This is a genomic window from Peptococcus simiae, assembly GCF_046097595.1.
Classification (GTDB): domain Bacteria; phylum Bacillota; class Peptococcia; order Peptococcales; family Peptococcaceae; genus Peptococcus; species Peptococcus simiae.
Window position 1 is genome coordinate 91,376 of record NZ_JBJUVG010000005.1, and the last position, 22,714, is coordinate 114,089.

The window sequence follows — 22,714 nt, forward strand, 5'->3', positions numbered from 1 at the left end:
GGGGTATCTTCATTTATTATTCACGGATAGTTGCGCCTAAGTCTTTACAAGCCGCCAGGATAGCCTCCATGTCTTTTTCAACCTGGTCATCGGTTAGGGTTTGCTCTTTATTCTGGAAGGCCAGGCTATAGGCCATGGAGGCCATGCCGTCGGCCACCTGGTCGCCGGTGTACCGGTCAAAGAGGACGATATCCCGGAGGTCGCTAGAGGCGGCTGCCCGGATGGTCCGGCTGATATCGGCATGACTGAGGTCTGCCGGCACAACCAGGGCCAGGTCCCGCATAACAGCCGGGTACCGGCTCGGGGTTTCGGCCTTGGGGGCCTCAACGCCCAGGGCATAGAGGGGTTCCAGGTTTAATTCAGCACAGTAAACGGCTTCGCTGAGGTCATAGTTTTGGCAAACCAGGGGGTGGACCTGGCCCACCAGCCCCAGGAGGGTGTCATTCAGATAGACCCGGGCAGTCCGGCCGGGATGCCAGGTCGGGTCATCGGTGCAGGCTTCCCAGCGCAGGCCTGCCAGGTCCAGGCGGGTGAAGAGCTGCTCGATGATCCCCTTTAGATAGAAGAAATCGTATGCCTGCCGGCTGCCCAGCCAGTCCCGGTTGCTGCCCCCATCCAGGGCAATGACCAGGTGGTCTTCTTCCGTCGCCAGCTGGCGGTCGGTCAGGTCGCCTTCAGCCCGGTAGGTCTTGGCCCGTTCGAAAATGGCCACGTCTGCCACCTGGTGGCTCCGGTTGACCTGGACCGCCTCTAAAATGCTGTGGACCAGGCTGGTCCGCATGACTGCCAGCTGGGCCGATAGGGGGTTATCGATGGCGATGACTTCCCGCCGCCGGTCGGCCGGGTCCATGTGGAGCTTATCGGCAAAGTCTTCGGCCACGAAGCTATAGGTCAGGACCTCGTGGAGGCCGGCAGCGACCAGGTGACGACCAATAGCCTCCTGGAGCCGTTGTTTTTCCGTTAGGCCACCGGGGTTAGTGGACCCATAGGGAAGGGTGGCCGGGATCTCATCATAGCCGTAAAAGCGGGCAATTTCTTCGATGAGGTCTTCTTCAATGGTCACGTCCATCCGCCAGTCAGGCACCCGGACTTGGACCCCTTCTTCCCCTTCTTCGACCAGGTCGAATTGGAGCCGGGTCAGGTAGCTGACCATGGTTTCCGGCGGGATATCGGTCCCCAGGAGGGCATTGGCCCGGGCAAAGCGCAGGGGCACAAGGGTGTCCGGCTGTTCAACCGGGTAAACGTCCTGGGCCGGGGCAATGACCTGGGCGCCGGCCAGGCGTTCAAACAAGGCCGCTGCCCGCTGGGCTGCCAGTTCAACCCCTTTAATGGAAACCCCTTTTTCATTCCGGATGGAGGCCTCGGTCCGCAGGCCCAGCTTTTGGGCAGTCCGACGGACATTCCGGGGTTCAAAGTAGGCAGATTCCAGGAAGATGTTTTCCGTATCGTCCTTGATTTCCGTATTTTCGCCCCCCATGACCCCGGCAATCCCGACAGCCCGGTCCCGGTCACAAATAAGGAGCATCTCGTTAGTCAGTTCCCGGTCCACATCATCCAGGGTGACGATGTGTTCCCCGTCCTTGGCCCGGCGAACGATAATTTCCCGGCCGGCGATGTCTTTTTCATCGAAGGCGTGGAGGGGCTGGCCGGTTTCCAGCATGACATAGTTGGTGATGTCAACGAGGACGCCCAGGGGCCGCATGCCGGCAGCCTGGAGCCGCTGTTCCATCCATAGAGGGGACCGGCCCGGCTTGACCCCTAGGAGCCGCGTCCCGATATAGCGGTGGCAGAGTTCCGGAGCGTCCACCGTCACCTGAATGCCTTCATCTGAGGCCGCCTGGCCGGAAAAAGCCACATCCAGGGGCCGGACCGGCCGGTTTAAGAGGGCCCCGACTTCCCGGGCTACATTGTAGACCGACAGGCAGTCAGACCGGTTGGGAGTTAAGTCTAAGTCAAAAATAGCGTCATTTAAGCCCAGGTAGGCAAGGGCATCTTCCCCCAGGGGGGCATCTGCCGGTAAGACCCGGATCCCATCCTTGTCGGCCGGGGCCACCAGGGCATCGTCAACGCCCAGCTCCTGCATGGAGCAGATCATCCCATTGGAGGTCACCCCGCGGAGCTCGGCCTTTTTAATTTCAAAGTTGCCCGGCAGGACAGCCCCCACCTGGGCAAAGCAGACCTTCTGGCCGGCGGCCACATTAGGCGCCCCGCAAACCACCTGGAGGGGGTCACCGCTGCCGGTGGACACCTGGCAAAGGTTCAAGTGGTCCGAGTCTGCCAGGGGTTCACAGGTCAGGACTTCAGCCACGACAACCCCGCTGATACCCTCAGCCGGGTAGCTGATCCCGCCGATTTCCACCCCGGCCCGGGTAATCATTTCCGCCAAGACTTCCGGACTTTCACTGATATCTACATATTCTTTTAACCAATTATAGGATACTAACATAAGCCCTCCTTGAATTGAGACAGGAAGCGTAAGTCGCCGCCAAAGAAGAGGCGGAGGTCATCAATCCCGTACTTGATCATGGCAATCCGCTCAACCCCCATGCCGAAGGCAAAGCCGCTGACCTTGGTCGGGTCATAGCCGCCATAGCGGAGAACATTGGGGTGGACCATGCCGCTGCCTAAAATTTCCAACCAGCCGGTGTGGCTGCAGACCCGGCAGCCCTTGCCGCCGCAGTTCACGCAGGAAATATCCACTTCACAGGAGGGTTCCGTAAAGGGGAAGTAGGAAGGCCGGAGGCGGATGTCAATGCTGTCGTCAAACATCTGGTGGATAAAGCTCAAGAGGACCCCTTTTAAGTCACCCATGGTGATGCCCTCATCCACGCAGAGGCCTTCAATCTGGTGGAACATGGGGGAGTGGGTGGCGTCATCGTCCCGGCGGTAGACCTTACCCGGGCAGATGATTTTGACCGGGGCTACCCCGGCCTTTGCTTCCATGGTCCGGACCTGGACCGGGGAGGTCTGAGTCCGCAGGAGGACATTGGGATTAATATAGAAGGTATCCTGCATGTCCCGGGCCGGATGGTCCTTGGCCAGGTTCAAGGCCTCAAAGTTATAATAATCGCTTTCAATTTCTGGCCCCTGGGCCACTTCAAAGCCCAGGCCCGCAAAAATCCGCTCTGCATCCCGGATGACCTGGGTCAGGGGGTGGACAGACCCCACCGGAAAGGCCCGGCCGGGCATGGTCACATCTATCTTTTCATCCTTGAGCCGGGCCGCCATGGCTTCTCTGGCCAGGGTCGCCTGCTTTTCTTCCAGGGACTGGCCGATGGCATCCCGGACCTCATTGGCCAACTGGCCCATGACCGGGCGCTCTTCCGGGGACAGCTTGCCCATCCCCTTGAGGATGGCCGTTACCTTCCCCTTCTTGCCCATGTAAGAGATGCGGACATCATTCAATTCAGCCACGGTCGTGGCCCGGTTAATATCTGCCAGGGCCTCTTCCCGGATTGCCTGTAATTGCTCTTTCACTGTTATCCTCCTTTAAATAAAAAAGAGCCCTCCGCCCCAAGGGACGAAGTGCTCGTGGTACCACCCTAATTATTTCCGCACAGCAGAAATCACTCAATGGCATTAACGCTGCCGGACGCCGGTACCTACCCATCCTAAGACTTCAATACCGACCGCTCCCGGGCGAAAGCCGCGGGCAATCCTGCCAAGAGGGTCTCAACCCAGCCCTCTCTCTCTGTGACAGTCACATGCCTCCGACACCCGATCACTGCGGAAATATAGGCTTAGTTTAACATAAGAGTCCATCCAATGCAAGCAAGTATCATTTGGCAAACCGGTATAAAAGTAACCTATCCTGCCTCTAGGATTCCTTCCGACTCAAGCAAAAAAGCCCGAATAGCAAAAGACCCAGAGCAGTATATCCGTATGGGTTACCGGTTTTAGGAATCGGTTTAGCAGCAACTAGCTCAAGGCTTCCAGGCCTTGCCGCTGTCTCAACTGCTTGCCCTGCATCAGAATCCGGTCTTTCTGCCGGTACCGGTTCAGGAGACAAAAGCGGGCCAGGTCCCGGAGTCGGTTCCGGTATAGGTCCCGGCATAGGTTCCGGCATGGGTTCAGAACCCGGACCGGGGTTCGGACTAGGACTGGGGCGGGGTTCGGGGCCAGAATCCGGCATTGGCAATGGACGATCACCATTTTCAGACTGGCTACGATTAAGGACCACTACCTCTAAGGCCGCCTGTTCCCAAGTACCGGCCAAGGACTTATCCACCTGGACACCATCCAGGTAATACTTGACCGCATAATCACCCGGTTCTTCTTCAACAAGTTCAAACCGCCACTTATCATAGCCAGCCACCCGGATAGATTCCTGGTTCCTTAAGGATAACAGATAAATCCCATCTTTGGCTACTAAATCTACCTTGCTTTCCTGGCCACCTGCATCGGTATGAATCCCCTTAAGGGGCTCCGTCATGGCCAACCCATGTTCATCAAAAAGCCTAAGCTTGAAGCGAAAGGCACGGTCACCGGTCTTGCCTTCAACCGTTTTCTTGATAGTCAAATCATAAGCCGCTTGAGGAGCAAAATTATTTTTTACCTTGAGGGTTAAATCACCTAATTTATCATTATAGGCCACTTCAAAGACTGGGCTGAAATCTTGACTTGCATAGGGGTAGCCTTCCGGAAAACGTTCTACCAATTGGATGGCATCTAAAATCGAAGCCGGATTAGCCTTGATATCCTCTTCTGTAACGGATAAAGAAGACAGATCGAGAAGATCCTTGTAAATCCCTCGCCACTGGTTTTTTTCATTCGGATCTGCTATCAGACGACCAAGCCACTGCCGGGTCTCCTTATTGTAGATATCAAAGTAAACCTCCGCTGGCAAGTCTGGCGTATCCGCGTCCCAAACTTTAAGCAAATCAAGCCGCAAGGCCTTAAAGCGAGGAGCATCACTGATGAAGACCAACCCGTCTGTCCCAATACCGCCACCATAACCGGATTCATTCCGGTTACCGGTAATGACCACCCGTTGGCTTAAGTCCAACTGGTTAAGCCTTCCTGCAATCGCCTCCTGAGAGGCTACATTCTTAACCCCAAAGTCCTTAGCATAAAGGCCAGCTTTCAAAAAGACCCCTTCTCCACCGGCTCGCTGTCGGTGATCAGCATCGTCTTTAACAAAGTTTAGAAAGTCATCCTCTTCCCGATAATAAAACTGAAGGGCTGCAGGTCCGGGATGGTCTGGTTCAACCACCTTAAAATACAAATCATCCCCGGCCTCATCCGCCCGGTTGTCAGACAAACGTGCCAAGACACTGGAGGAAAAGCCGGTATCGGTCTCTACCCTAGCCCGGCCGGTAGGGCAAATCCAAATGCCACCTCCCTCGTACCTGGCATAATTGTCATAAATCAGTGCATTTTTAAGCAAGAGGACGTCCGGTTGGTAGTCGGGACCGGTTAAGTGGCCCACCACATGGATTCCGGCTCCATGACCGGTTGGCCCATTTTTATAACCACGGACAATATTATTGCTGATGGTCCCATGGTTTAAGGTAGCCTTGGCTTTTTCAATCCGGATGCCGCCGCCTGTAGCTTGAATATACTTCGTCATGTCATCGGCCCCATCCGGGTTCCCTTCAGCCATATTACCGTCAATCAAGCCACCATTCATTTCAAAAAAGCCGCCATCATTGACATGGATGCCGGCCCCCTTCCGGGCCCAGTTATTGATAACCTGTCCCGTATTTTGAAGAAGCCTGGCCCCCTGTTGGACACAAATCGCCCCACCGTAAAAGGCCCGGTTCCCTTCAAAACTGATGGAACCGCCGTCAGGATCGTCACCTTCTTGGCCAAGGGTCAAGGAACTGCCTTCACCGTTAACGATGATAGCTCCCCCCTTGCCGCCGGTCTTTTCCACACTATCCTCCCGGATACCTGTATCTGCACTATTTACTCGAAAGGCAGTCCCAGTCTGAACCTCCAAATGACTGCCGTCGTCAATAAAGATAGCTCCGCCATTTTTCGCCTGGTTATTTTCAAACCGACTGCCGGAAATTGTTGCCCTAGCCTGTTTTTGCAAGAATAGGGCACCGCCCCGGGCACTATATGGGATATGAACATTAGCAAAGATGACATCCTTCATCGTCAAAAGACCACCGGTCTGAACCACAGCCGCCGTCGGATGGTCGCCGGACCCGATAGACAAGTCCTGAAAGCGAGCCCCCTCCAAGGTCATGCTGCCCCCCTGCTTATTGATAAAGGCCCCTTGCCTATTCAAAGCAGAGACAACGTTTTTTCCTGCACCCTTACCCGAAAAGGTAATCTCACCTTCAATCAGAAAGTTAATGGCCTCAGGAACATCCAGCAAGGGCTTGACAATAGTGTCATCCTTCGGTGAATAGATAATCCCAGCCTCTTGACCAGCAGAGCGCATGATTATTTTTTTAGCTTGATCTGCAAAACTTACCCCCTCCGTGAGGGTAATCTCACCAGTCAGGTCGATAATTGCATCAGCCGAGTTTTGATTGATCGCCTCAATCGTCGCTTGCCAGCTTTCCGGCGAATCAACCTGATAGCTAGTCGATTGTTGACCGGCTTGGCCCGGTTCTGCCGCCTCGGCCTTCACCAGGTTTGCCGACAAGTCAGTCGTAGCCCGTTTTGAATCATCAATGCTTGCTGGCAAATCCCCTGGTCCCGGCAAATCAGCCGCCTGCAGAGGCAGGATGCCACCGACCCCGAGTCCTACTGAGAAAAGAAAAGCCAGGATAATCAACCGAAGCCAGTTCCAAGCCCTCTTACTTTCTTTCATAAAATCAACCATTTTTTCACCCCCTCTCCGTCATCATCGTGACTACCTATACTATACGCCCTAGCCGGGATCTACAAAACCATTTCTTCCCCACCAGGTCACTTTTTCAACTTTTGACTAACTCCCGTCAGGACGGCAAGTCTTCCTACATCCCGTCAAGGTTATAAGCCTCCCCAACCCCCGATACCATCCCGTAACCGACAAAAAAGAATGTCCAGCTTTAAGCCCACTATTTTACCAGGAATATTGCCCCCGACGGTGCCCTTGACCGAATCCCTCACTCCGACCAACCCCTATAAAACCAACCGGTCAAAAAATAAGACCACCCCTCTCCAAGTCCAGTGACCGCTGCTTCCAAAAGCTTGAATTACTGACTGGTAAATTCAACAAATGCCGGCATCCGTTAAGAAGCCAGAACCACTCACCAGATCACCCCTTTGACCACAAAAAAACTCCCCTTCCTTGGTACCAAGAAAAGGGAGGCTGGTCAAAACTAGCTGCTGCTTATTCAATTAGATTACATATTTACGGTGTAGCCTGTGTCGTAGCGTTTGCCATCAACGTCCAGGTAGACATCATAAGTGCCACCTTCCAGGCCTTCCCGGTGGATGTAGAATTGGAAGTCGTTGTCGTTTTCTTCTTCAAAGGCCACGCAGGCTGCGGTGACGTCATGTACTTCTGTCGGCAGGTTGTAGAAGTGGTCTGTTTCCCCGCGCAGTTCGATGATGACTTCACTGCCTTCCCGGAACATAGCCCGGAAGGCCAGCCGGTCTTCTTCCAGTTCCATTTTTAATTCATGGATGGCCGGGACTTCACCGGCATCTTTGAACTTAACCTTCATGAATTCAGGGGTCACGCCTAAGGAGCCCATGAGTTGGCCCTTGCCCAGGTCTAGCTTGGTCTGGTCATCATAGAGGGACAGGCGGCGGGCCCGGTAGTAGTTCCCACCTTCAACGATCATCCGGAATTTCACTTCATCGTCGACCAGCTCAACGGTTTCACTCCAGAGTTTCAGGTGGATATGGGGGTAGCTGTTTAAGAGGGAGGCGCCGAGGACGTCAGTATGAACGCCCCGATAGGTGGCAATCCCGCCGGAGTGGACCATGTAGTGGCCATCGGCATAGTATTCGGTGTTGCAGATGTAGGGAGAGTAGAATTCAGCCCCACGTTCCTTACCATACTGCCAAACCTGTTCAATTTCCATCTTATCGGTATCGATCCGGTAGATGACCCCACGGGAGAAGTTGTCATCCGGTTCTACCCGGTTTTCTTCTCTCTTAGACCGGTAGGTCCCGTTGTCGAAGAGGAAGACGTCCCCATTGGGTAAAATGCTGGCGGCGTGCTGTTCATACTGCCAGTCGAAGTCACCCTTGGTGACATTTTTGAAGAAGTACTTTTGGTATTCTTCCGGCCAGGTTTCCGGGTCACCGATGATCCAGTTCAGTTCAGCCGTATCATAGTCAAAGTTGATGACAGCGTCCTTGTGACGGCCACTCATGGTGATGGAGTTGGTCGGCTTGTCATACCATACAGAGTTGTTGTGGAACCAGTCGTGGTTGTTCCAGTCGCCGGCGTCCCCACCGGACCGGGGCAGCATGGGCTGGAGGTCCCAGCTCTTAACGATTTCACCGGTTTTCCGGTCCACTTCAACAACATAATCTTCAACAGAATCGTCAAAGTCGTTGTCAGAGGCGCACAGGAGGTTCCCGTTTTCCATTTCAAAGACATCGTGGTGGAAACCGCCCGGGAGCCGGTATTCTTTGTAGATTTTACCGCTCATGTCCATTTCGCAAATGCCGATGGTGTAGTAGGGCTTTTGGATGGTCCGGTGAGAGGTATACAAGAGACGGCCATTGGCCGCTTTTTTAATGTCCCAGCTCTGCAGGTTGATGTTCATCCAACGGACATCGCCGGCATAGTCCACAGCGATGGTCTTGCAGGATTCAATAAGGGGGGTGGTGGTGGAAACGAACATGACATCGTTGCCGAAGTATTCCGGAGTCGTTTCAACAAAGGAAGCCCGGTTGATGTTTTGTTCTTCAATGGCCAGCTTCACTTCAGCAGTGCTGCCATCGGCCAGCTTGATTTCGATAGTATTTTCATAGCCGTCATACAGGCCGTAAATCGGCAGGACGTGTTCCTTGGCTGCCGGGAAGGTGTGGCCCATATCGGCTTCAGGGGTTTTCCCCTTGACGGTTACTGTGACTTCCGTTTCTGCATCGGTGTTAAAGCAGAGAACAGCTGCCATCGGGTTGATGAGATAGGGGTTGGCCTTGACATAGGGCTTGTCATAGGTGTAGTTGCCATCTCGGAACTCTTTTAAAAAGGCCTGTTCAGATTCGTACTGTTCTGTGATCAGGTGTTTTGTTTCTTTTAATTCAGTTTTCAATCAATTCACTCCTTAATTTCTTGGACAGAATAAACGAAAAAACCGCACCGCTTCCGCGGCCTTACCGCTAGTATAGCACACTTTCAAAAAATACAGAAGATACTTAACTGGCCTATCCAAAGCTACTATAACCCAATATCCCGGCCCTATACCCCGGCGCCCTAGCGGTCGCCTTTTTGGTTAAAGGCCCGGTAAAGAATCCACGCCGGGAGCAGACACAGGCCCAGGATGCCCATAAAAATACCCCCATCTAAAAATAAACGCTTCAGCATACTTCTCCCTCCTTTCATTATAATCCCCCGGCTAAAGGCCGAACCCAGAATGTTTTTTTATACGCCGGGGTAAGCAAACCCCCTCTTTTTTCCTTAAGGATATGAGGGGGCAAGCGTCCCCTGAAAACCATAAAGGAGGTGAAAACCATGGCCCTGACCTTAAAAAGCAAGCGCCTGCGGCTGGCTATGAATATCGGCGAAGACGACAAGGGCAAAAAACGCATCCGGTCCCGTTCTTTTACCAATATCAACCACAACGCCAGCGAAAGCCAGTGCTACGCCGCTTGTGCCGCCGTCGCCAGCCTACTCACCGGTAGCCCGGAAGAATTTACCCTGGTAACGGAAGAAGTCCTCACTGCCGGTTAAGCCATTCTTAACCTGTCCACCTGAAAGGAGGTGTAGCCATGAATGACCAAAAATCCCTCGTATTAACCTTTTTAACCTCTGAAGGCAAGAAGGCCAGCATGACCCTGGCCAACCCCAAAGATGACCTAACCGCCCAACAAGCCAAAAAGGCCATGGAAGACATGGTCACCAGTACCGTTTTTAAAAACGGTGAGGCCCTCTACGCCAAGGGCGAGCTGGCTCAACTGGTCACCCGGACCACCAGCGACCTCTACCGGGCAGCAAGCGAATAACCGCCAGCGGGGCTCCGGCCCCGCTTATTTTTTTACGGTCAAACCTGACCAGAAAGGAAAAGCCCATGCTCCATATCCAAAACGGCATCATCACCGACCCGGCCATTGCCGGCATCCCCCTGGAAAGGGCCATCATCCCCAAGGATGCCAGCCCCTACGTCCGCACCGGCATCCCCATGACCAGCATCCGGGGCATCACCAACCACAATACCGGTAACCCTTCCCCCACAGCCGACGCCCGGGCCCATGCCCACTGGCTGGCCGGGGTCGAGGCCCGGAACGAGGCCTACATCGGTGCCCACTTCTTTGTCGACCACCGGCGCATTGTCCAGACCCTCCCCATCAATGAAGTGGCCTGGCACGCCGGCGATGGCCAGGGCCCCGGCAATATGTCCACCGTCGCCATAGAAATCTGCGAAAGCCAGGCGGCCGCCGCTGAAGCCAATGCCATCCTCTTAAACGCCGCCTTACTCATCACCTACCCCAATTGGCAGATTTATAAGCACCAGGACTGGAGCGGCAAGTTTTGCCCCCGCCTGATCCTGGGCCAGGGCCGGTGGCCGGCCTTTGTCCAGGCCATCCGGACCACCGTCAACCGGCTCCAGGCCGAGGCCCAACCCCAGCCGACGCCCCAGCCTGCACCGGCCCCCTCCCCCTGGGCCCGGGAGGCTGTCAAGTGGGCGGAAGCCACCGGCCTCCTCCGGGGCCGGGCAGATGGCCCCGCCTACCAGGCCCCGGCCAGCCGGGAAGAAGTCCTGGCCTTCCTCTACCGCCTCCATGGTGACCGCCATGCCCAAAAATGACCGGGACCCCGCCTTCATTCCCACCGCCCCTGACCAGCCAACCGGCCTGCCGACTGAAGATCAAGCGTCTGCCACCCTGGCCCACTGGCACCTGGGCCCCCTGCCCGATCCCGACGACCTGGCTCGGTATGAAAGCATCGCCCCCGGCCTGGCCTCCCGCCTGGTCAAACTGGCCCGGGAACGGGCGGCCCGCCAGGACCAGCTCCGGGCCCTGGCCCTCCGCAGCGCCGCCCGCCGGGACCTGGCCGAACTCCTCCTCACCTTTCTCCTGGCCATCCTGGCCGGCCTGGGCGGCTTTGACTCCCTGGCCCAGGGTGACCTGGCCACCGGCCTAACCCTCTCCGGCGGCTCCCTGTCCGCCATCGCCCTGGCCCTCCTCCGCCGCCGACCCCATCCCCACCCCTGACCGACCCTTCCCGGGCTGGCCCCCTACTCCATATTCAGAACAAACGTTCTATCCTCGAGATAGACAAGCGTCTGTGCTTGGCACAGGCGCTTTTTTTATTGAAAGGATAGACCGCCATGCCCGTGCCCCACCAGGTGTCCTTTTTATGCCCGTCACCAGAAACGAGAAAGGACATCCCATGAAAAAAACCAAAATCATCTACATCAAGCAAGAAGCCGTCCCCGTTACCGAAGCCGTCTACCGGGCCTATTGGCAGGGCCATGAACAGGCCCGCTACCAAGACCGCCAGGCCGCCTGCCACACCTGGAGCCTGACCGACCTGGCCGCCAGCGGCGTCCCCGAAGACGCCCTAGGCCCTCTAAGCGTCTCCGGCGGCGAAGCCGACTACCTGGCCCGGCTGGACCGGGCCGCCCTGGAAAGGGCCCTGGCCACCCTCTCCCCCACCGCCCAAGACCGGCTCTGGCAGCTCGTCCTGGGTGAAACCAGCGAACGGGCCCTAGCCAAGGACCTGGGCCTCTCACCGGCCGCCGTTCATAAAAGGAAACACCGCGCCCTGGCCCGGCTCCGCGCCGCCCTGGAAGATTCCAGCGCCCAAGACTAGGATTCTCCCTTGCTCTAGAACGTACGTTCTGTTATACTGAGCCTATCAACATATCCTCAAATTAGAAAGGAAGACAGCCATGCCCCGCCTAGGATCAGATGCCCGCCGCCTCCGTCAACAGGCCCGCCGTATCGGCCTCAACTGCTCCACCGCCATCCCCCAAATGAAAGCCCTCCTCGATGACTACGCCGGCCTGGTATGGCTGGCCGAAGAACAAAACCGCCCCTGCCAACGGGAAGCCTTCACCCCCGAAGACACCACCCAGGCCCTCCTCATCCTCGACCGGCTCATGGACAAAAACAGCCCCCACGCCCGGGCCGGCCACCGGCGCCGCCACCAGCTCTTTTTAACCACCATGGTCGGCCAGGCCATCGACGCCACCGCCCGCTACCCGGGCCCCGGCCCCCTCTACGCCGCCATCCTCAAGGGCTACTACTGCACCTATCCCCGGCCCACCGACATGGCCCTCATGGAAGACCTCCACCTGGAGCGGTCCAGCTACTACGCCAAGAAGAAAGAAGCCATCCTCTGCTGCGCCCTGGCCTTCTTCGGCACCATCAGCCAGGAGCTGGACCTCTAGCCGGCGGTCGAAAACCCCTTCCATAAAAGATTTCGTTTGCTGGCATTTTTTCACCATTCTGTTTCATAAAGCCTTATACTATTATGTAACAGCTATTTGCCTGTCAAACACTAAGGAGGTCTACTATGGAATTCCAATTTAAAAACAAAACCGTCGTTGTTACCGGTGCCAGCTCCGGCATGGGCTATGCCATTGCCCAAAGCTTTGTTAAAGAAGGCGCTACCGTTATCGCCGTTGCCCGCCGGGCCGAACGCCTTGAGGAGCTGAAAGAAAGCCTTAAAGACGCCTCCGGTGTCCTCGTACCTGTTACCGCCGACCTCGCGGTCGATGAAAATAACAGCCTCATGGTCGAAACCGCCGTTAAAGAAGGCGGCCGGATTGACGTACTCATTAACAACGCCGGCATGATGGACGAATTCATGCCCATTGGCGAAGTAGACGACGCCCTTTGGGATAAAGTCTTCAAAATCAACCTGGACAGCCCCCGCCACGCCATGAAAGCCGCTGTCAACCACATGCTTTCAGACGGCAAGGGCGGCGTCATCATTAATATCGCCTCCATCGGCGGCCTGGAAGGCTGCCGGGCCGGTGCCGCCTACACCGCCTCCAAGCACGCCCTGGTAGGCCTCACCAAAAACACCGCCTACATGTACGCCCACGACAACATCCGCTGCCTGGCCATCTGCCCCGGCGGCGTTAAAACCGAGGTAGGCAAATACGCCTCCCATCCCAGCGAAAAGGGCATCCAGCGCGTCATGAGCGGTCTGGACGCCAACATCCGCCAGGCAGACGTCCAGGAAATCGCCGACCTTGTCCTCTTCATGGCCAGCGAAAAAGCCGACTTCGTCAACGGCACCGCCATCACCGTCGATGGCGGCGTCAGCGCCAACTAAGGCTGATCCTGCTAAAAGCACATAAAACCGCCCCCTACCCGGCTAGGCCCGGGTAAGGGGCGGTTTTTTCGTACATAGGCAAAGCGGCATTTGACCTCCTTTAAATGCCTACAAATACATTTACCAAATGGTGAATTTTCTCCAAAACAGATTCCTTTTTTCGTTCACGGGCCCCATGTCGCCTGGAGGTGGGCGGCAGGATTTTATCCAGCTCATCCCCGGCATATTCGACAAAGCCCTTCTCAATGGAACGCTCAATAAAATACTTGGACGACCCCTTCAATTGCTCATCGGCAACCAATTGGTGGATATCCTTTTCCTTTTCAGCCCGCGCAAAGCTGTAAAAGGCCTCCAGGATATCATCCGTTGTTTTTAAGGCACTCAAGTCCGTCCGATTGATGAAGTCAATAATCAAATGCTCCTTAGCCCGGGCCCCCAGACTGGACCGGATGACCCGGCGGATTTCCTCTTTCAGCTGGTCAATGTCATCATTATCTTTGAGCTTTTCTAAAATCAGAGCCAAAATATAATCCAGGTTGATTTCATCTGTCTTTAAGAGGTCAATCTCAAAGGTCACATCCGAAAAGTCCACCTGAGACGCCCCATCCCCGTCCCGACCACCCGGCCGGGCATGCTTGTTACGAATCTCCATATAGGCGCTCTTCATGTCCTGCTTTTGCCGGTCAGAAATAAGGGGATCCATCTGCTGGAATTCGTCAAAGTTCCGCAAAATATTCTCCGACCGCAGGAATTCACCAAAAAGCTTGACAAAGTCCTTCTCTTCAGATTCCAAGGCCAGGTTGCTCGGGTCAGGGAACCGGTCTAAAAGCTCCTGGCATATGTCGATATAGCCCCGCATGGTTTCCCCGGTCAGCTCATCCTCATAGCCATGGATGTACTCTTCATAGCTCTTTTCCAAAATAATATTGAGGCTGTTCTCATCCCCAAAGGTCTTGATGGCATCCTTGGTTGCCTCCTCCAAATCCCTAAAGCAGACGATATTCCCAAAGGCCTTGACCTTGTTCAAAATCCGGTTGGTCCGCGAAAAGGCCTGGATCAGCCCATGGTAGCGCAGGTTCTTATCTACAAAAAGGGTATTCAGGGTCGGGGCATCAAAGCCGGTGAGGAACATCCCCACTACAATAAGCAAGTCCACCTGCTTATCCTTGACCCGGGCCGATAAGTCCCGGTAGTAATTTTGAAACTCGGCCCCCTGGGTGGAAAAGTTGGTCTTAAAGTAGGCATTATAATCCGCAATGGCCTTATCTAAAAAAGCCTTGGCCGATGAATCCATGGCCGACACATTAAAGCCTTCTTCCGGGATTTCCCCCTGGGCCGACTGCTCTTCATTGGCCGCAAAGCTATAAATGGTCGCCACCTTCAGCCGCTTGTCTGCCGGCAGCCCGGCCTGCTGTTTTTCAAATTCCTCATAATAAAGCTTGGCCGCATCCACACTCTGGACCGCAAACATGGCATTAAAGCCATTCAGCCGCCGGTGCTTGAGGTCATAATATTCGTTCCGGTGGGTCTTCCTGTCGTACACCTCTAAGATATACCGAGTCACTTCCGCAATCCGCTCCGGATGCAGAAACATTTTCTTTTCCAAATGGGCCAGCTTGCCCTCATCAACTTCCTTCTCTCCGGATTTAAACTTAGGCAGGGTGTTATTATAATCCACCTTAAACTTAAGCACCTTACCATCCCGGATGGCATCCGTAATCACATAGCTGTGGAGCTGGGCCCCAAAAATACCGGCAGTGGTCTCCCCACCCAGAGAGTTTTCCGCAAAAATAGGCGTCCCGGTAAAGCCAAACTGGTAGTACCTTTTAAAAGACTTCCGTATCCCCTTTTGGGCATCCCCAAACTGGGACCGGTGGCACTCATCAAAGATGAGGACACAGTGCTTTTGGTAAATGGGATGGTTGGGGTTTTTCTTGATGAATTCGTAGAGCTTTTGGATGGTGGTGACCACTATCCGGTTGTCATCCTTTTCAATATTGGCCTTTAAGGCCCTGGTGTCCACACTCCCATTGACACTGTCCGCCTGGAACTTTTGGTACTCCTTCATGGTCTGAAAGTCTAAATCCTTCCGGTCCACCACAAAGAAGACCTTGTCAATAAAGTCCAGACCACAGGCCAGCCGGGCCGCCTTAAAAGAAGTCAGCGTCTTCCCGGACCCGGTCGTATGCCAGATAAAGCCCCCGGCATCAATGGTCCCCGCCTTTTTCCCCTCATAGCCGGACCGGATTTTCCACAAAATCCGCTCTGTGGCCGCAATCTGGTAGGGCCGCATGATCAGGAGGGTATTGGAGCTGTCAAAAACACAGTACTTGGTCAAAATTTCCAAAACCACCCGCTTTTCAAAGAAGGTCTTGGTAAAGTCCTCCAAGTCCCGGATGACCCGGTTCCGGGCATCCGCCCATTCAATGGTAAATTCGTAATTGTTTTTACTCCGGGCCGTGGTATTGGCAAAGTAGCGGGTATAGGTCCCATTGGAAATCACAAAGATTTGGACATACTTATAGAGGGAGTTCCCATCATTAAAGCTTTCCTTGCTATACCGGTGGATCTGGTTAAAGGCCTCTTGCAGGTTGACCCCCCGCTTTTTCAGCTCAACATGGACCAGAGGCAGGCCATTGACCAGGATGGTCACATCATAGCGGTTGGCATGGGTCCCTGCCTGCTCCACCTGGTGGGTCACCTGGAGGAAGTTATTATGGATATTCTTCTTATCCAGGATTTTAATATTCTGCACATGGCCATCATCAAAGGTAAAGTCATAGATATGGTCTTCCTGGATTTTAGCCGTCTTTTCAATCATCCCATCACCGGGGGCATCCAGGTACTCCAGCAGAAACCGCCGCCACTCATTGGGCGAAAAAACCACCTGGTTCAACCTTTCCAGCTGGATTTTTAGGTTGGCATATAAGTCTGCCGAGGTCCGGGCCGCCAGATAAGCATAGCCCTGGGCCTGTAAGTTGGCCATGAGCCGGTCCTCCAGCTCCGCCTCCGTCTGGTAGGCCGTTTCCTGGACACCATCTTCTCTTTTGTAATGGGAGAGAATAATCCCCCCGGTCATTTCCGCTATCGTCGCCAGTTCATACCCGGCTTGGTCTTCCGGCATACAATCACCCCTTTAAGGTCTCGGGAAGTCTAGTAAACGGTCCCGGTAATACTCGTACTGGTCTTGGCGCAAGGCTATTTCTTTCGGTAGTCCTTGAGATAGGTCATGGACCAGGGCCTCAAACTGGTCAAGGATACCAACAATATGGGCCTGGATGTGGAGGGAGGGAATAAGAATCGGATATTTTTTTAATATCTCTTTATTCAAGCCACCTCGCGACCCATCCCCTGATGATACATCACGCAACCTCAAATATTCCCCCTGCAAGTAATAATAAAGAAAATCATTCAACAACCCTTCATTGGGAATTAAGGTTGCCAAAGACTGGTTCGTAGACAAGGGGATTTTAATCCGAGCAACCATGCCTCGGGTCTTTCCTTGCCCTGCCAAGGCAATGACTGTTGATTCTGCCGGTACCATGGTCGCACTAGAATTATCGTATCCTTTTTGTGTAATAAAGCCTTCTGTCTCATAAACGGTCTTTTTATTAACTTCACCGCTACTCATCCAGGGGATAGTCCCCCCTTCCCAGTAGTCCTGCTTTTGCTTATTAGGCGTTCCGCCCAATACAACCTGGACAACATCGCCCAATTTTTTATCGGCAATTGAAAACAGGCTAAGCCCGACAATATTGGCTGCCTCTTCAAGCAGGACAAAATAGTCTTTAGGTATTAATTGCTTGCTTGCTTGCTTGCTTGCTTGCTTGCTTGCTTGCTTGCTTGCTTGCTACCAGATACCTGATTAAATGTCAAGAGCCTGTCCCGATAATATTCATACTGTTTTTGCCGCTGGTCAATCTCCCGGGGCAAGAGCCCCCGGATATCGGCCATCAGGGCCTGGAACTTATCCAGGATTTGAACCACTTGCTGTTGAATGGCTAGCGGCGGAAGATGTATCGTAAATTTAGCCATATCATTTTCATGAATACGAATAAGCTTTGTACCGGTAACCTTTCTCTCTTTTTGCCGTTGAAAAGCTGCTGACTGAAAGTAATAGGCTAGATACTTCGCATTTTCACTGGTCCGATAACTATACATATCCCCGGAAAAGCCTATTTCTTCGGTTCCAAGCCAAACAACCGCCTTGCCCACATCTTCAATATTCTCTGATGTAGTTGCCATCAGAATATCATTAGGTTTTGCCTTCTTGAGCTTAGAAAAAGTCTCTTCATCAGTATAAGAAATGGTTTCTTCCGCCGAAAATCCATATTTGGTATAGATTTGCCCATAATGAATAACCGGCCTGCCCTGCGGTTGAAAGTCCTTTTTCTGCAAACCATTTCCCCTGGTAAATTGACCAATATCCCCTAGCCTGGTTAACTTGACTTCCTGGTTGCCAAGCATACCGGGGTCTTTGACTAATTTTTCCAGGTAGTCTTGACTTGTTAGCAGGTCTCTAAAATAATCATATTGCTTAATACGAGCCTGTAATTCAGCCTGTAATTCAGCCTGTAATTCAGTAACATAATTTGTGAAATTGTCAAGTGTTTTTACGATTTTTTCTTGGGTTTTAAGAGAGGGGATAGGAATTTCCATCTCTAGTATCCTCCTCATATCCGGGTGCTTAATCCCAGACCCTCTATAATAACTTGCTATTTCCTCAATCCTGTTAGCAAGCGTATAGTATAAAAACTTATTATTAAGCACTGTCGTATTTTTTGACGTAGCAATACGATTATCACTCGTGATAAATTCTCCGTTATAATATTGAACTATTGGGTTCCCGCCCCAAGGGATATACACAACTTCTCCTACTTTTATATGACTCTTAACCAGCTCATAATCTGCGTAAATGTCACTTTTATTTGTCGTAAGAATTTTAATATTTCCATGCTCTGATTGTACTTTTTTTATATCTTTAGCTAAATAATAATGATACTTGTGAACTTCAGCTTGTTTATATTTTTCAACACCTTGAAAGTTTTTATCCCAAATAGTCACCTCCCATATTTTCTTCCATTCCACCGGCTCATCTTTCAAGAGTTCATCAATCCTACTCATCTTCAAGCTCCTTTACAATCTGATCAATAGAAGCCCGAAGGGTGTCAATCCTGGCGACGGTTTCGGCGATTTCCCGGTTCAGGGCCTTGATGTCGATTTTTTCCCGGGTGTCTTCTTTTTCCACATAGGTGGAGACGGAGAGGTTGTAGTCATTTTCTTCAATTTCAGCCAGGGGGACGTATCTGGAAAAGTATTGGGTGTCGGTCTTTTGGCTAAAGGTGGTCACAATCTTATCTATATTTTTCTCTTCCAGGATATTGTTATTGGTTTCTTTCTTGAATTCCTGGCCGGCATCTATGAAGAGAATTTTATTTTCCGTCTTGTTTTTGGCCATGACCAGGATGCAGGTGGCGATGGAGGTGCCGAAGAAGAGGTTATCCGGCAGTTGGATGACGCAGTCTATAAAGTTGTTATCCACCAGGTACTTGCGGATGGTCTTTTCGGCCCCTTTCCGGTAAAAGATGCCCGGGAAGCAGACGATGGCGGCCCGGCCCTTGCTGGACAGGTGGTTGAGGGCGTGCATGATGAAGGCGTAGTCGGCGTAGCTTTTAGGGGCCAGCTTGCCGGCCGGGGCAAAGCGGTCGTCATTAATGAGGGTGGGGTCTGCATCCCCAACCCACTTGATGGAGTAGGGGGGATTGGAAACAATGGCGTCAAAGGGTTTTTCCTCCAGGTGCAGGGGGTTTAGGAGGGTGTCGCCCCGCTTGATGGAGAAGTTGTTGTAGTTGATATTATGGAGGAACATGTTCATCCGGGCCAGGTTGAAATTAGTCATATTGATTTCCTGGCCAAAAAAACCTTCTTCAATGATGTGGGCCTGGAAGTGTTTTTTCATCTGTAGAAGGAGTGACCCGCTGCCCTCTCATGTCAAGCTTATGACAAAAAAGAGGTTATTGTTATGTAATTTAAAAGAGAGTGATTGCTCACTCCCTTTGCTACTTCCATATTATGTTCAACACTTCGTTTCCTTCACAGAATACTGAGTCTATATATTTTTCCATCAATTCTCTGGTAAGTTTAGTGTTGTCTATTACTTCTTTTTCTTCTTTTGCTTTTTGTATTTTTTCTTTTATTGCTTGTATATCTTCATCTATCAAATTTTTAGAGTCAATGAATTTTTGTCTACTCATCTTACCTAATTTATACTTCTCAAAATTCTGCATTTTCTTAGCTTCAAGATCTTCGATAGATTTTCCCATAGGTTTAACTTTTACTTTTTCATCCTTGTTTGGATCTTCTAGACCATATTTTTCTTTTATAGCTTCAAATACTTGCTCTTCAAGGCTTCCTGCTCTTGAGTTCTTATGTTTTACATTATTACACTTACATATCCTACAAGTAAAATATGTGTGTACTCTAAGGCTTCCATCAGGTCTTTTGTGTTTAGATTGAGTACATCCTAAAATGTGATTACAAGTTGGACATTTTGCAAAACCTTGTAGTGGAGATTTCTTTCTCCATTCATAATCGGTATTTTTACCTTTCATAAATAGATTCTTCTCTTTAATCTTCTGAACTTTTTCAAAGTCTTCTTTAGATATAATAGCTTCATGATTATTCTCAACTCTTCCCCATTCTTCTTTTGGTTTGAATTTAAAAGAAGATGGATTTAATACTGACTTATCTTGCATATTGAAAGTGTAAGTTCCAGTATAATTTTCATTTGCCAATACATCTATTACATTGCCATTAGTCCAAGTTGGTCTAGGCTTTTTAGCTGTTCTAATTATCGAATATTCAAAATCAAGATTTGTTAGTTCACTCTTTCTTTTTGATGGTGTCGGAATCTTTTCTTCATTTAATATCTTAGCTATATTTCTTGAAGATATGCCATCAAGTGCAAGTTTGAAAATCTTCTTTACTATCCAAGCAGTTTCTTCGTCAACTATGATTTTGTGTTTGTCATTAGGATCTTTCATATATCCCAATGGTGGACTCCAAGCTAAAAATTTTCCTTGTTTTTTAAGTGTAGTCATAGATGACTTTACCTTTTCAGAAATATCTTTTGTGTAGAAATCATATAATAGTCCCTTGAATTGAATGTCTAAATCTGTTCCATTTCCCTTTTCTTTCTTACTATCATAGCCATCATTTATGGCAATAAATCTTACTCCAAGGAATGGAAATATATTTTCAAGATAATCTCCAAGTGTTATATAATCTCTCATAAATCTGGATAAGTCTTTTACAATTATCGTCTGGATATTATTTTTCTTTACATCTTCGAGCATTCTTTGAAAGGCTGGTCTATTTTCATTTGTTCCAGAATATCCATCATCGACATATTCTTCTCTTGTGAAGTTTTTAAATTCTTCATTCTTGTCGAGATAATCGTTTAAATATGCTCTTTGGTTTATGATACTTTCACTTTCATCAGTCTTTATCATATCTTCAACGGATAATCTAATATAAAGAGCTATCTTACTCATCGTCTATTCCTCCTACCAAATTATCTATATTGAATTTAAAGACTATTTCAAATTCGTGTTTATCATAAACTATTATTTTTTCGATTAAGCTATGGATTAAATCGCCAGATAGCTTTTCCAAATTCTTTGAAGCATATAAATCATTTATCCATTTTGTTGATTTTGATCTTTCTTTTTTAAGTTTTGATATATTAACTTCAATTGCTGAAATCTCGTTATCAAATGTAGACATATGACTTTGAGCAATCTCTCTTTTTAATAGATACTCGTCTCTATCAATCTTGCCTAGACTATATTCTTCATAGGCTCTTTGAATGATATTTTCTTCATTTAGATTTTTTCTTTTAAGATTTTCAATGTCTTTCTTAAAAGTATCTATTGCGTTATTAAATCTAGCTTTAATTCGGTTAACAAATTTTGTCTTGCTAGTTGTCTTCATAATAAACTCAGAAATCTTATCACTAATAGCCTGATCTAAATCTCTTTCCATAATGAATACTGATTTTTCGGGTTTTATACTTCCACTAAACCTCTCATTCTGAAATGAATAGTAAAGTCTATCTCTATTCTTACCATAGATACGAGTTCTTCTATTAAGTTCTTTGCCAGTATTATTATTGATTACAAGACCTTTAAATCTGTTCTCATAGTCCCTATTTTCAAAATTGTGCATTGGCGAACTGAAAACATGATTTTTCTTTCTTTCTCGTCTTTCTTGTAATATTCTTTCATGAACTTCCTTAGAAATGATTGCTTCATGTGCATTCTCACAAATTATATACTGACTTTCGTCTACAAAATGTTGTTTAATTCCTTTTGCAAGATTTTGTTGCTTAACTCCTTGTACTAAAGTCCCCGTATAAGCTGGATTTGTAAGCATTTTAGAAATTGTCCCTTTATTCCATTCAGGATCATCATTTTCTCTGTAAACTCTCCCAGTTTTATAGTAAATCATTCCAGGAGCATACCCTTTTTCATTAAAATGCTTTGCTACTTCATACTGGCTTTTGCCTTGAAGAGTTAAATCAAACATCTCTTCAACTATAAATCTAACATTTTCATCAATTACAAGCTTTTGACCTTCTTTAGATTTTTTAATCTTGTACCCGTAAGGTGGAACAGATCCAATAAAGTATCCATTTCTTGCTCTATTGTGTTTTGAGGTTTTTATCTTAACTGAAATATCCTTAGCATACATATCGTTGATAATATTTTTAAGAGTAACCTCAAAAGATTTCTTTGAATCTGTTTCTTTGACTGTATCCAATTTATCATTAACTGAAATAAATCTAACACCTAAAAATGGAAACACTTTATCAATCAATCTTCCCATTTCAAGATATTCTCTTCCAAGTCTTGATAAATCTCTGATAATAATACAATTGATTCTTCTATCCCTAATATCTTGCATAATATTCTGAAATGATGGTCTTTCAAAGTTTGTCCCACTATATTCATAGTCGGTGTAAACTTCTAAAACATCTATATTTTCTTTTAATGCATATTCTTTACAAGATAGGATTTGAGTTTCTATTGAGTATGATTTTTCTCTCCACTCTTCTGTTCTTTCGTTAGATAGTCTTGTATAAATTCCGGCCTTAAAGACTTTTCTTTCTATCTTTTCACTTTTCTTTTCAATATATCTTTTGGAAGTTCTTGCCATTATAAAACACCTCCAGCTAATTGCATTGGAGTCTTATTTTCAAGAGCATTTCCAAATACCTTATTTATTGAAATCAAATTTTTCTTTACTTCGGACTTGTTTTCATTTTCTTCTTTTATAAGGGTCTTCAGTAAGTTAACTGTTTCCAAA

At 49.8% G+C, this 22,714-nt stretch carries 16 protein-coding genes and 1 pseudogene; 7 read left to right on the plus strand and 10 right to left on the minus strand.

Annotated elements, in window-relative coordinates; translation table 11 throughout:
- Positions 1-16 precede the first annotated feature (16 nt).
- From pheT to ACKQTC_RS05065, 4 genes are all read right to left on the minus strand, one after another.
- The gene (gene pheT, locus ACKQTC_RS05050; RefSeq protein WP_408977343.1) at positions 17-2,446 is read right to left on the minus strand and encodes a phenylalanine--tRNA ligase subunit beta; all 2,430 of its coding nucleotides are present in this window, start codon (positions 2,444-2,446) and stop codon (positions 17-19) included.
- Positions 2,440-3,477 (minus strand): phenylalanine--tRNA ligase subunit alpha, encoded by a 1,038-nt coding sequence (gene pheS, locus ACKQTC_RS05055; protein WP_408977344.1) that lies wholly within the window; start codon positions 3,475-3,477, stop codon positions 2,440-2,442. The genes pheT and pheS overlap by 7 nt, the downstream gene beginning before the upstream one ends.
- 340 nt (positions 3,478-3,817) lie before the next feature.
- The gene (locus tag ACKQTC_RS05060; RefSeq protein ID WP_408977345.1) at positions 3,818-6,778 is read right to left on the minus strand and encodes a DUF7601 domain-containing protein; all 2,961 of its coding nucleotides are present in this window, start codon (positions 6,776-6,778) and stop codon (positions 3,818-3,820) included.
- Between the two features lie 505 nt (positions 6,779-7,283).
- A complete protein-coding gene (locus ACKQTC_RS05065; RefSeq protein ID WP_408977346.1) occupies positions 7,284-9,155 on the minus strand; it encodes an aryl-sulfate sulfotransferase in 1,872 nt (623 codons plus the stop codon).
- A 419-nt stretch (positions 9,156-9,574) separates the two neighbouring features.
- On the opposite strand from ACKQTC_RS05065, the gene ACKQTC_RS05070 reads away from it, so the two are divergent.
- The 7 genes from ACKQTC_RS05070 to ACKQTC_RS05100 all read left to right on the plus strand — a co-directional run bounded on the left by ACKQTC_RS05070 (position 9,575) and on the right by ACKQTC_RS05100 (position 13,348).
- Positions 9,575-9,793: a DUF1659 domain-containing protein gene (locus ACKQTC_RS05070; RefSeq protein WP_408977347.1), complete on the plus strand. Its 219-nt coding sequence runs from the start codon at positions 9,575-9,577 to the stop codon at positions 9,791-9,793.
- 38 nt (positions 9,794-9,831) lie between these two features.
- Positions 9,832-10,065 (plus strand): DUF2922 domain-containing protein, encoded by a 234-nt coding sequence (locus tag ACKQTC_RS05075; protein WP_408977348.1) that lies wholly within the window; start codon positions 9,832-9,834, stop codon positions 10,063-10,065.
- Positions 10,066-10,130: 65 nt separating this feature from the next.
- Positions 10,131-10,868, plus strand: coding sequence for a peptidoglycan recognition protein family protein (locus ACKQTC_RS05080; protein ID WP_408977349.1), 738 nt, complete (start codon positions 10,131-10,133; stop codon positions 10,866-10,868).
- Positions 10,855-11,274: a DUF2335 domain-containing protein gene (locus tag ACKQTC_RS05085; RefSeq protein WP_408977350.1), complete on the plus strand. Its 420-nt coding sequence runs from the start codon at positions 10,855-10,857 to the stop codon at positions 11,272-11,274. The genes ACKQTC_RS05080 and ACKQTC_RS05085 overlap by 14 nt, the downstream gene beginning before the upstream one ends.
- 178 nt (positions 11,275-11,452) lie before the next feature.
- A complete protein-coding gene (locus ACKQTC_RS05090; RefSeq protein WP_408977351.1) occupies positions 11,453-11,875 on the plus strand; it encodes a sigma factor-like helix-turn-helix DNA-binding protein in 423 nt (140 codons plus the stop codon).
- A 79-nt stretch (positions 11,876-11,954) separates the two neighbouring features.
- Positions 11,955-12,455 (plus strand): ArpU family phage packaging/lysis transcriptional regulator, encoded by a 501-nt coding sequence (locus tag ACKQTC_RS05095; RefSeq protein WP_408977352.1) that lies wholly within the window; start codon positions 11,955-11,957, stop codon positions 12,453-12,455.
- A gap of 125 nt (positions 12,456-12,580) precedes the next feature.
- Positions 12,581-13,348 (plus strand): SDR family NAD(P)-dependent oxidoreductase, encoded by a 768-nt coding sequence (locus tag ACKQTC_RS05100; RefSeq protein WP_408977353.1) that lies wholly within the window; start codon positions 12,581-12,583, stop codon positions 13,346-13,348.
- A gap of 100 nt (positions 13,349-13,448) precedes the next feature.
- Here ACKQTC_RS05100 and ACKQTC_RS05105 read toward each other — a convergent pair whose 3' ends face one another.
- From ACKQTC_RS05105 to ACKQTC_RS05130, 6 genes and pseudogenes are all read right to left on the minus strand, one after another.
- Positions 13,449-16,472: a type I restriction endonuclease subunit R gene (locus ACKQTC_RS05105; protein WP_408977354.1), complete on the minus strand. Its 3,024-nt coding sequence runs from the start codon at positions 16,470-16,472 to the stop codon at positions 13,449-13,451.
- A gap of 12 nt (positions 16,473-16,484) precedes the next feature.
- Positions 16,485-17,063: a restriction endonuclease subunit S gene (locus tag ACKQTC_RS05110; protein ID WP_408977355.1), complete on the minus strand. Its 579-nt coding sequence runs from the start codon at positions 17,061-17,063 to the stop codon at positions 16,485-16,487.
- An 80-nt stretch (positions 17,064-17,143) separates the two neighbouring features.
- Positions 17,144-18,472 carry a restriction endonuclease subunit S gene (locus tag ACKQTC_RS05115; protein WP_408977356.1) on the minus strand — a complete coding sequence of 443 codons (1,329 nt, stop codon included), beginning with the start codon at positions 18,470-18,472 and terminating at the stop codon, positions 17,144-17,146.
- Positions 18,465-19,331: pseudogene (locus ACKQTC_RS05120) on the minus strand (type I restriction-modification system subunit M); the annotation flags it as partial. The pseudogene ACKQTC_RS05120 and the gene ACKQTC_RS05115, both read right to left, overlap by 8 nt.
- 76 nt (positions 19,332-19,407) lie before the next feature.
- On the minus strand, positions 19,408-20,901 hold the full coding sequence (locus ACKQTC_RS05125; RefSeq protein WP_050265750.1) for a recombinase family protein: 1,494 nt from the start codon (positions 20,899-20,901) through the stop codon (positions 19,408-19,410).
- A complete protein-coding gene (locus ACKQTC_RS05130) occupies positions 20,894-22,564 on the minus strand; it encodes a recombinase family protein (protein ID WP_000124679.1) in 1,671 nt (556 codons plus the stop codon). The genes ACKQTC_RS05125 and ACKQTC_RS05130 overlap by 8 nt, the downstream gene beginning before the upstream one ends.
- Positions 22,565-22,714 lie beyond the last annotated feature (150 nt).

Coding starts and splice junctions, on each gene's coding strand:
- pheT (WP_408977343.1), bottom strand. CDS start 2,446: ATGTTAGTATCCTATAATTGGTTAAAAGAATATGTAGATATCAGTGAA.
- ACKQTC_RS05060 (WP_408977345.1), bottom strand. CDS start 6,778: ATGGTTGATTTTATGAAAGAAAGTAAGAGGGCTTGGAACTGGCTTCGG.
- ACKQTC_RS05070 (WP_408977347.1), top strand. CDS start 9,575: ATGGCCCTGACCTTAAAAAGCAAGCGCCTGCGGCTGGCTATGAATATC.
- ACKQTC_RS05075 (WP_408977348.1), top strand. CDS start 9,832: ATGAATGACCAAAAATCCCTCGTATTAACCTTTTTAACCTCTGAAGGC.
- ACKQTC_RS05080 (WP_408977349.1), top strand. CDS start 10,131: ATGCTCCATATCCAAAACGGCATCATCACCGACCCGGCCATTGCCGGC.
- ACKQTC_RS05085 (WP_408977350.1), top strand. CDS start 10,855: ATGCCCAAAAATGACCGGGACCCCGCCTTCATTCCCACCGCCCCTGAC.
- ACKQTC_RS05090 (WP_408977351.1), top strand. CDS start 11,453: ATGAAAAAAACCAAAATCATCTACATCAAGCAAGAAGCCGTCCCCGTT.
- ACKQTC_RS05095 (WP_408977352.1), top strand. CDS start 11,955: ATGCCCCGCCTAGGATCAGATGCCCGCCGCCTCCGTCAACAGGCCCGC.
- ACKQTC_RS05100 (WP_408977353.1), top strand. CDS start 12,581: ATGGAATTCCAATTTAAAAACAAAACCGTCGTTGTTACCGGTGCCAGC.
- ACKQTC_RS05105 (WP_408977354.1), bottom strand. CDS start 16,472: ATGCCGGAAGACCAAGCCGGGTATGAACTGGCGACGATAGCGGAAATG.
- ACKQTC_RS05115 (WP_408977356.1), bottom strand. CDS start 18,472: ATGAGTAGGATTGATGAACTCTTGAAAGATGAGCCGGTGGAATGGAAG.
- ACKQTC_RS05125 (WP_050265750.1), bottom strand. CDS start 20,901: ATGAGTAAGATAGCTCTTTATATTAGATTATCCGTTGAAGATATGATA.
- ACKQTC_RS05130 (WP_000124679.1), bottom strand. CDS start 22,564: ATGGCAAGAACTTCCAAAAGATATATTGAAAAGAAAAGTGAAAAGATA.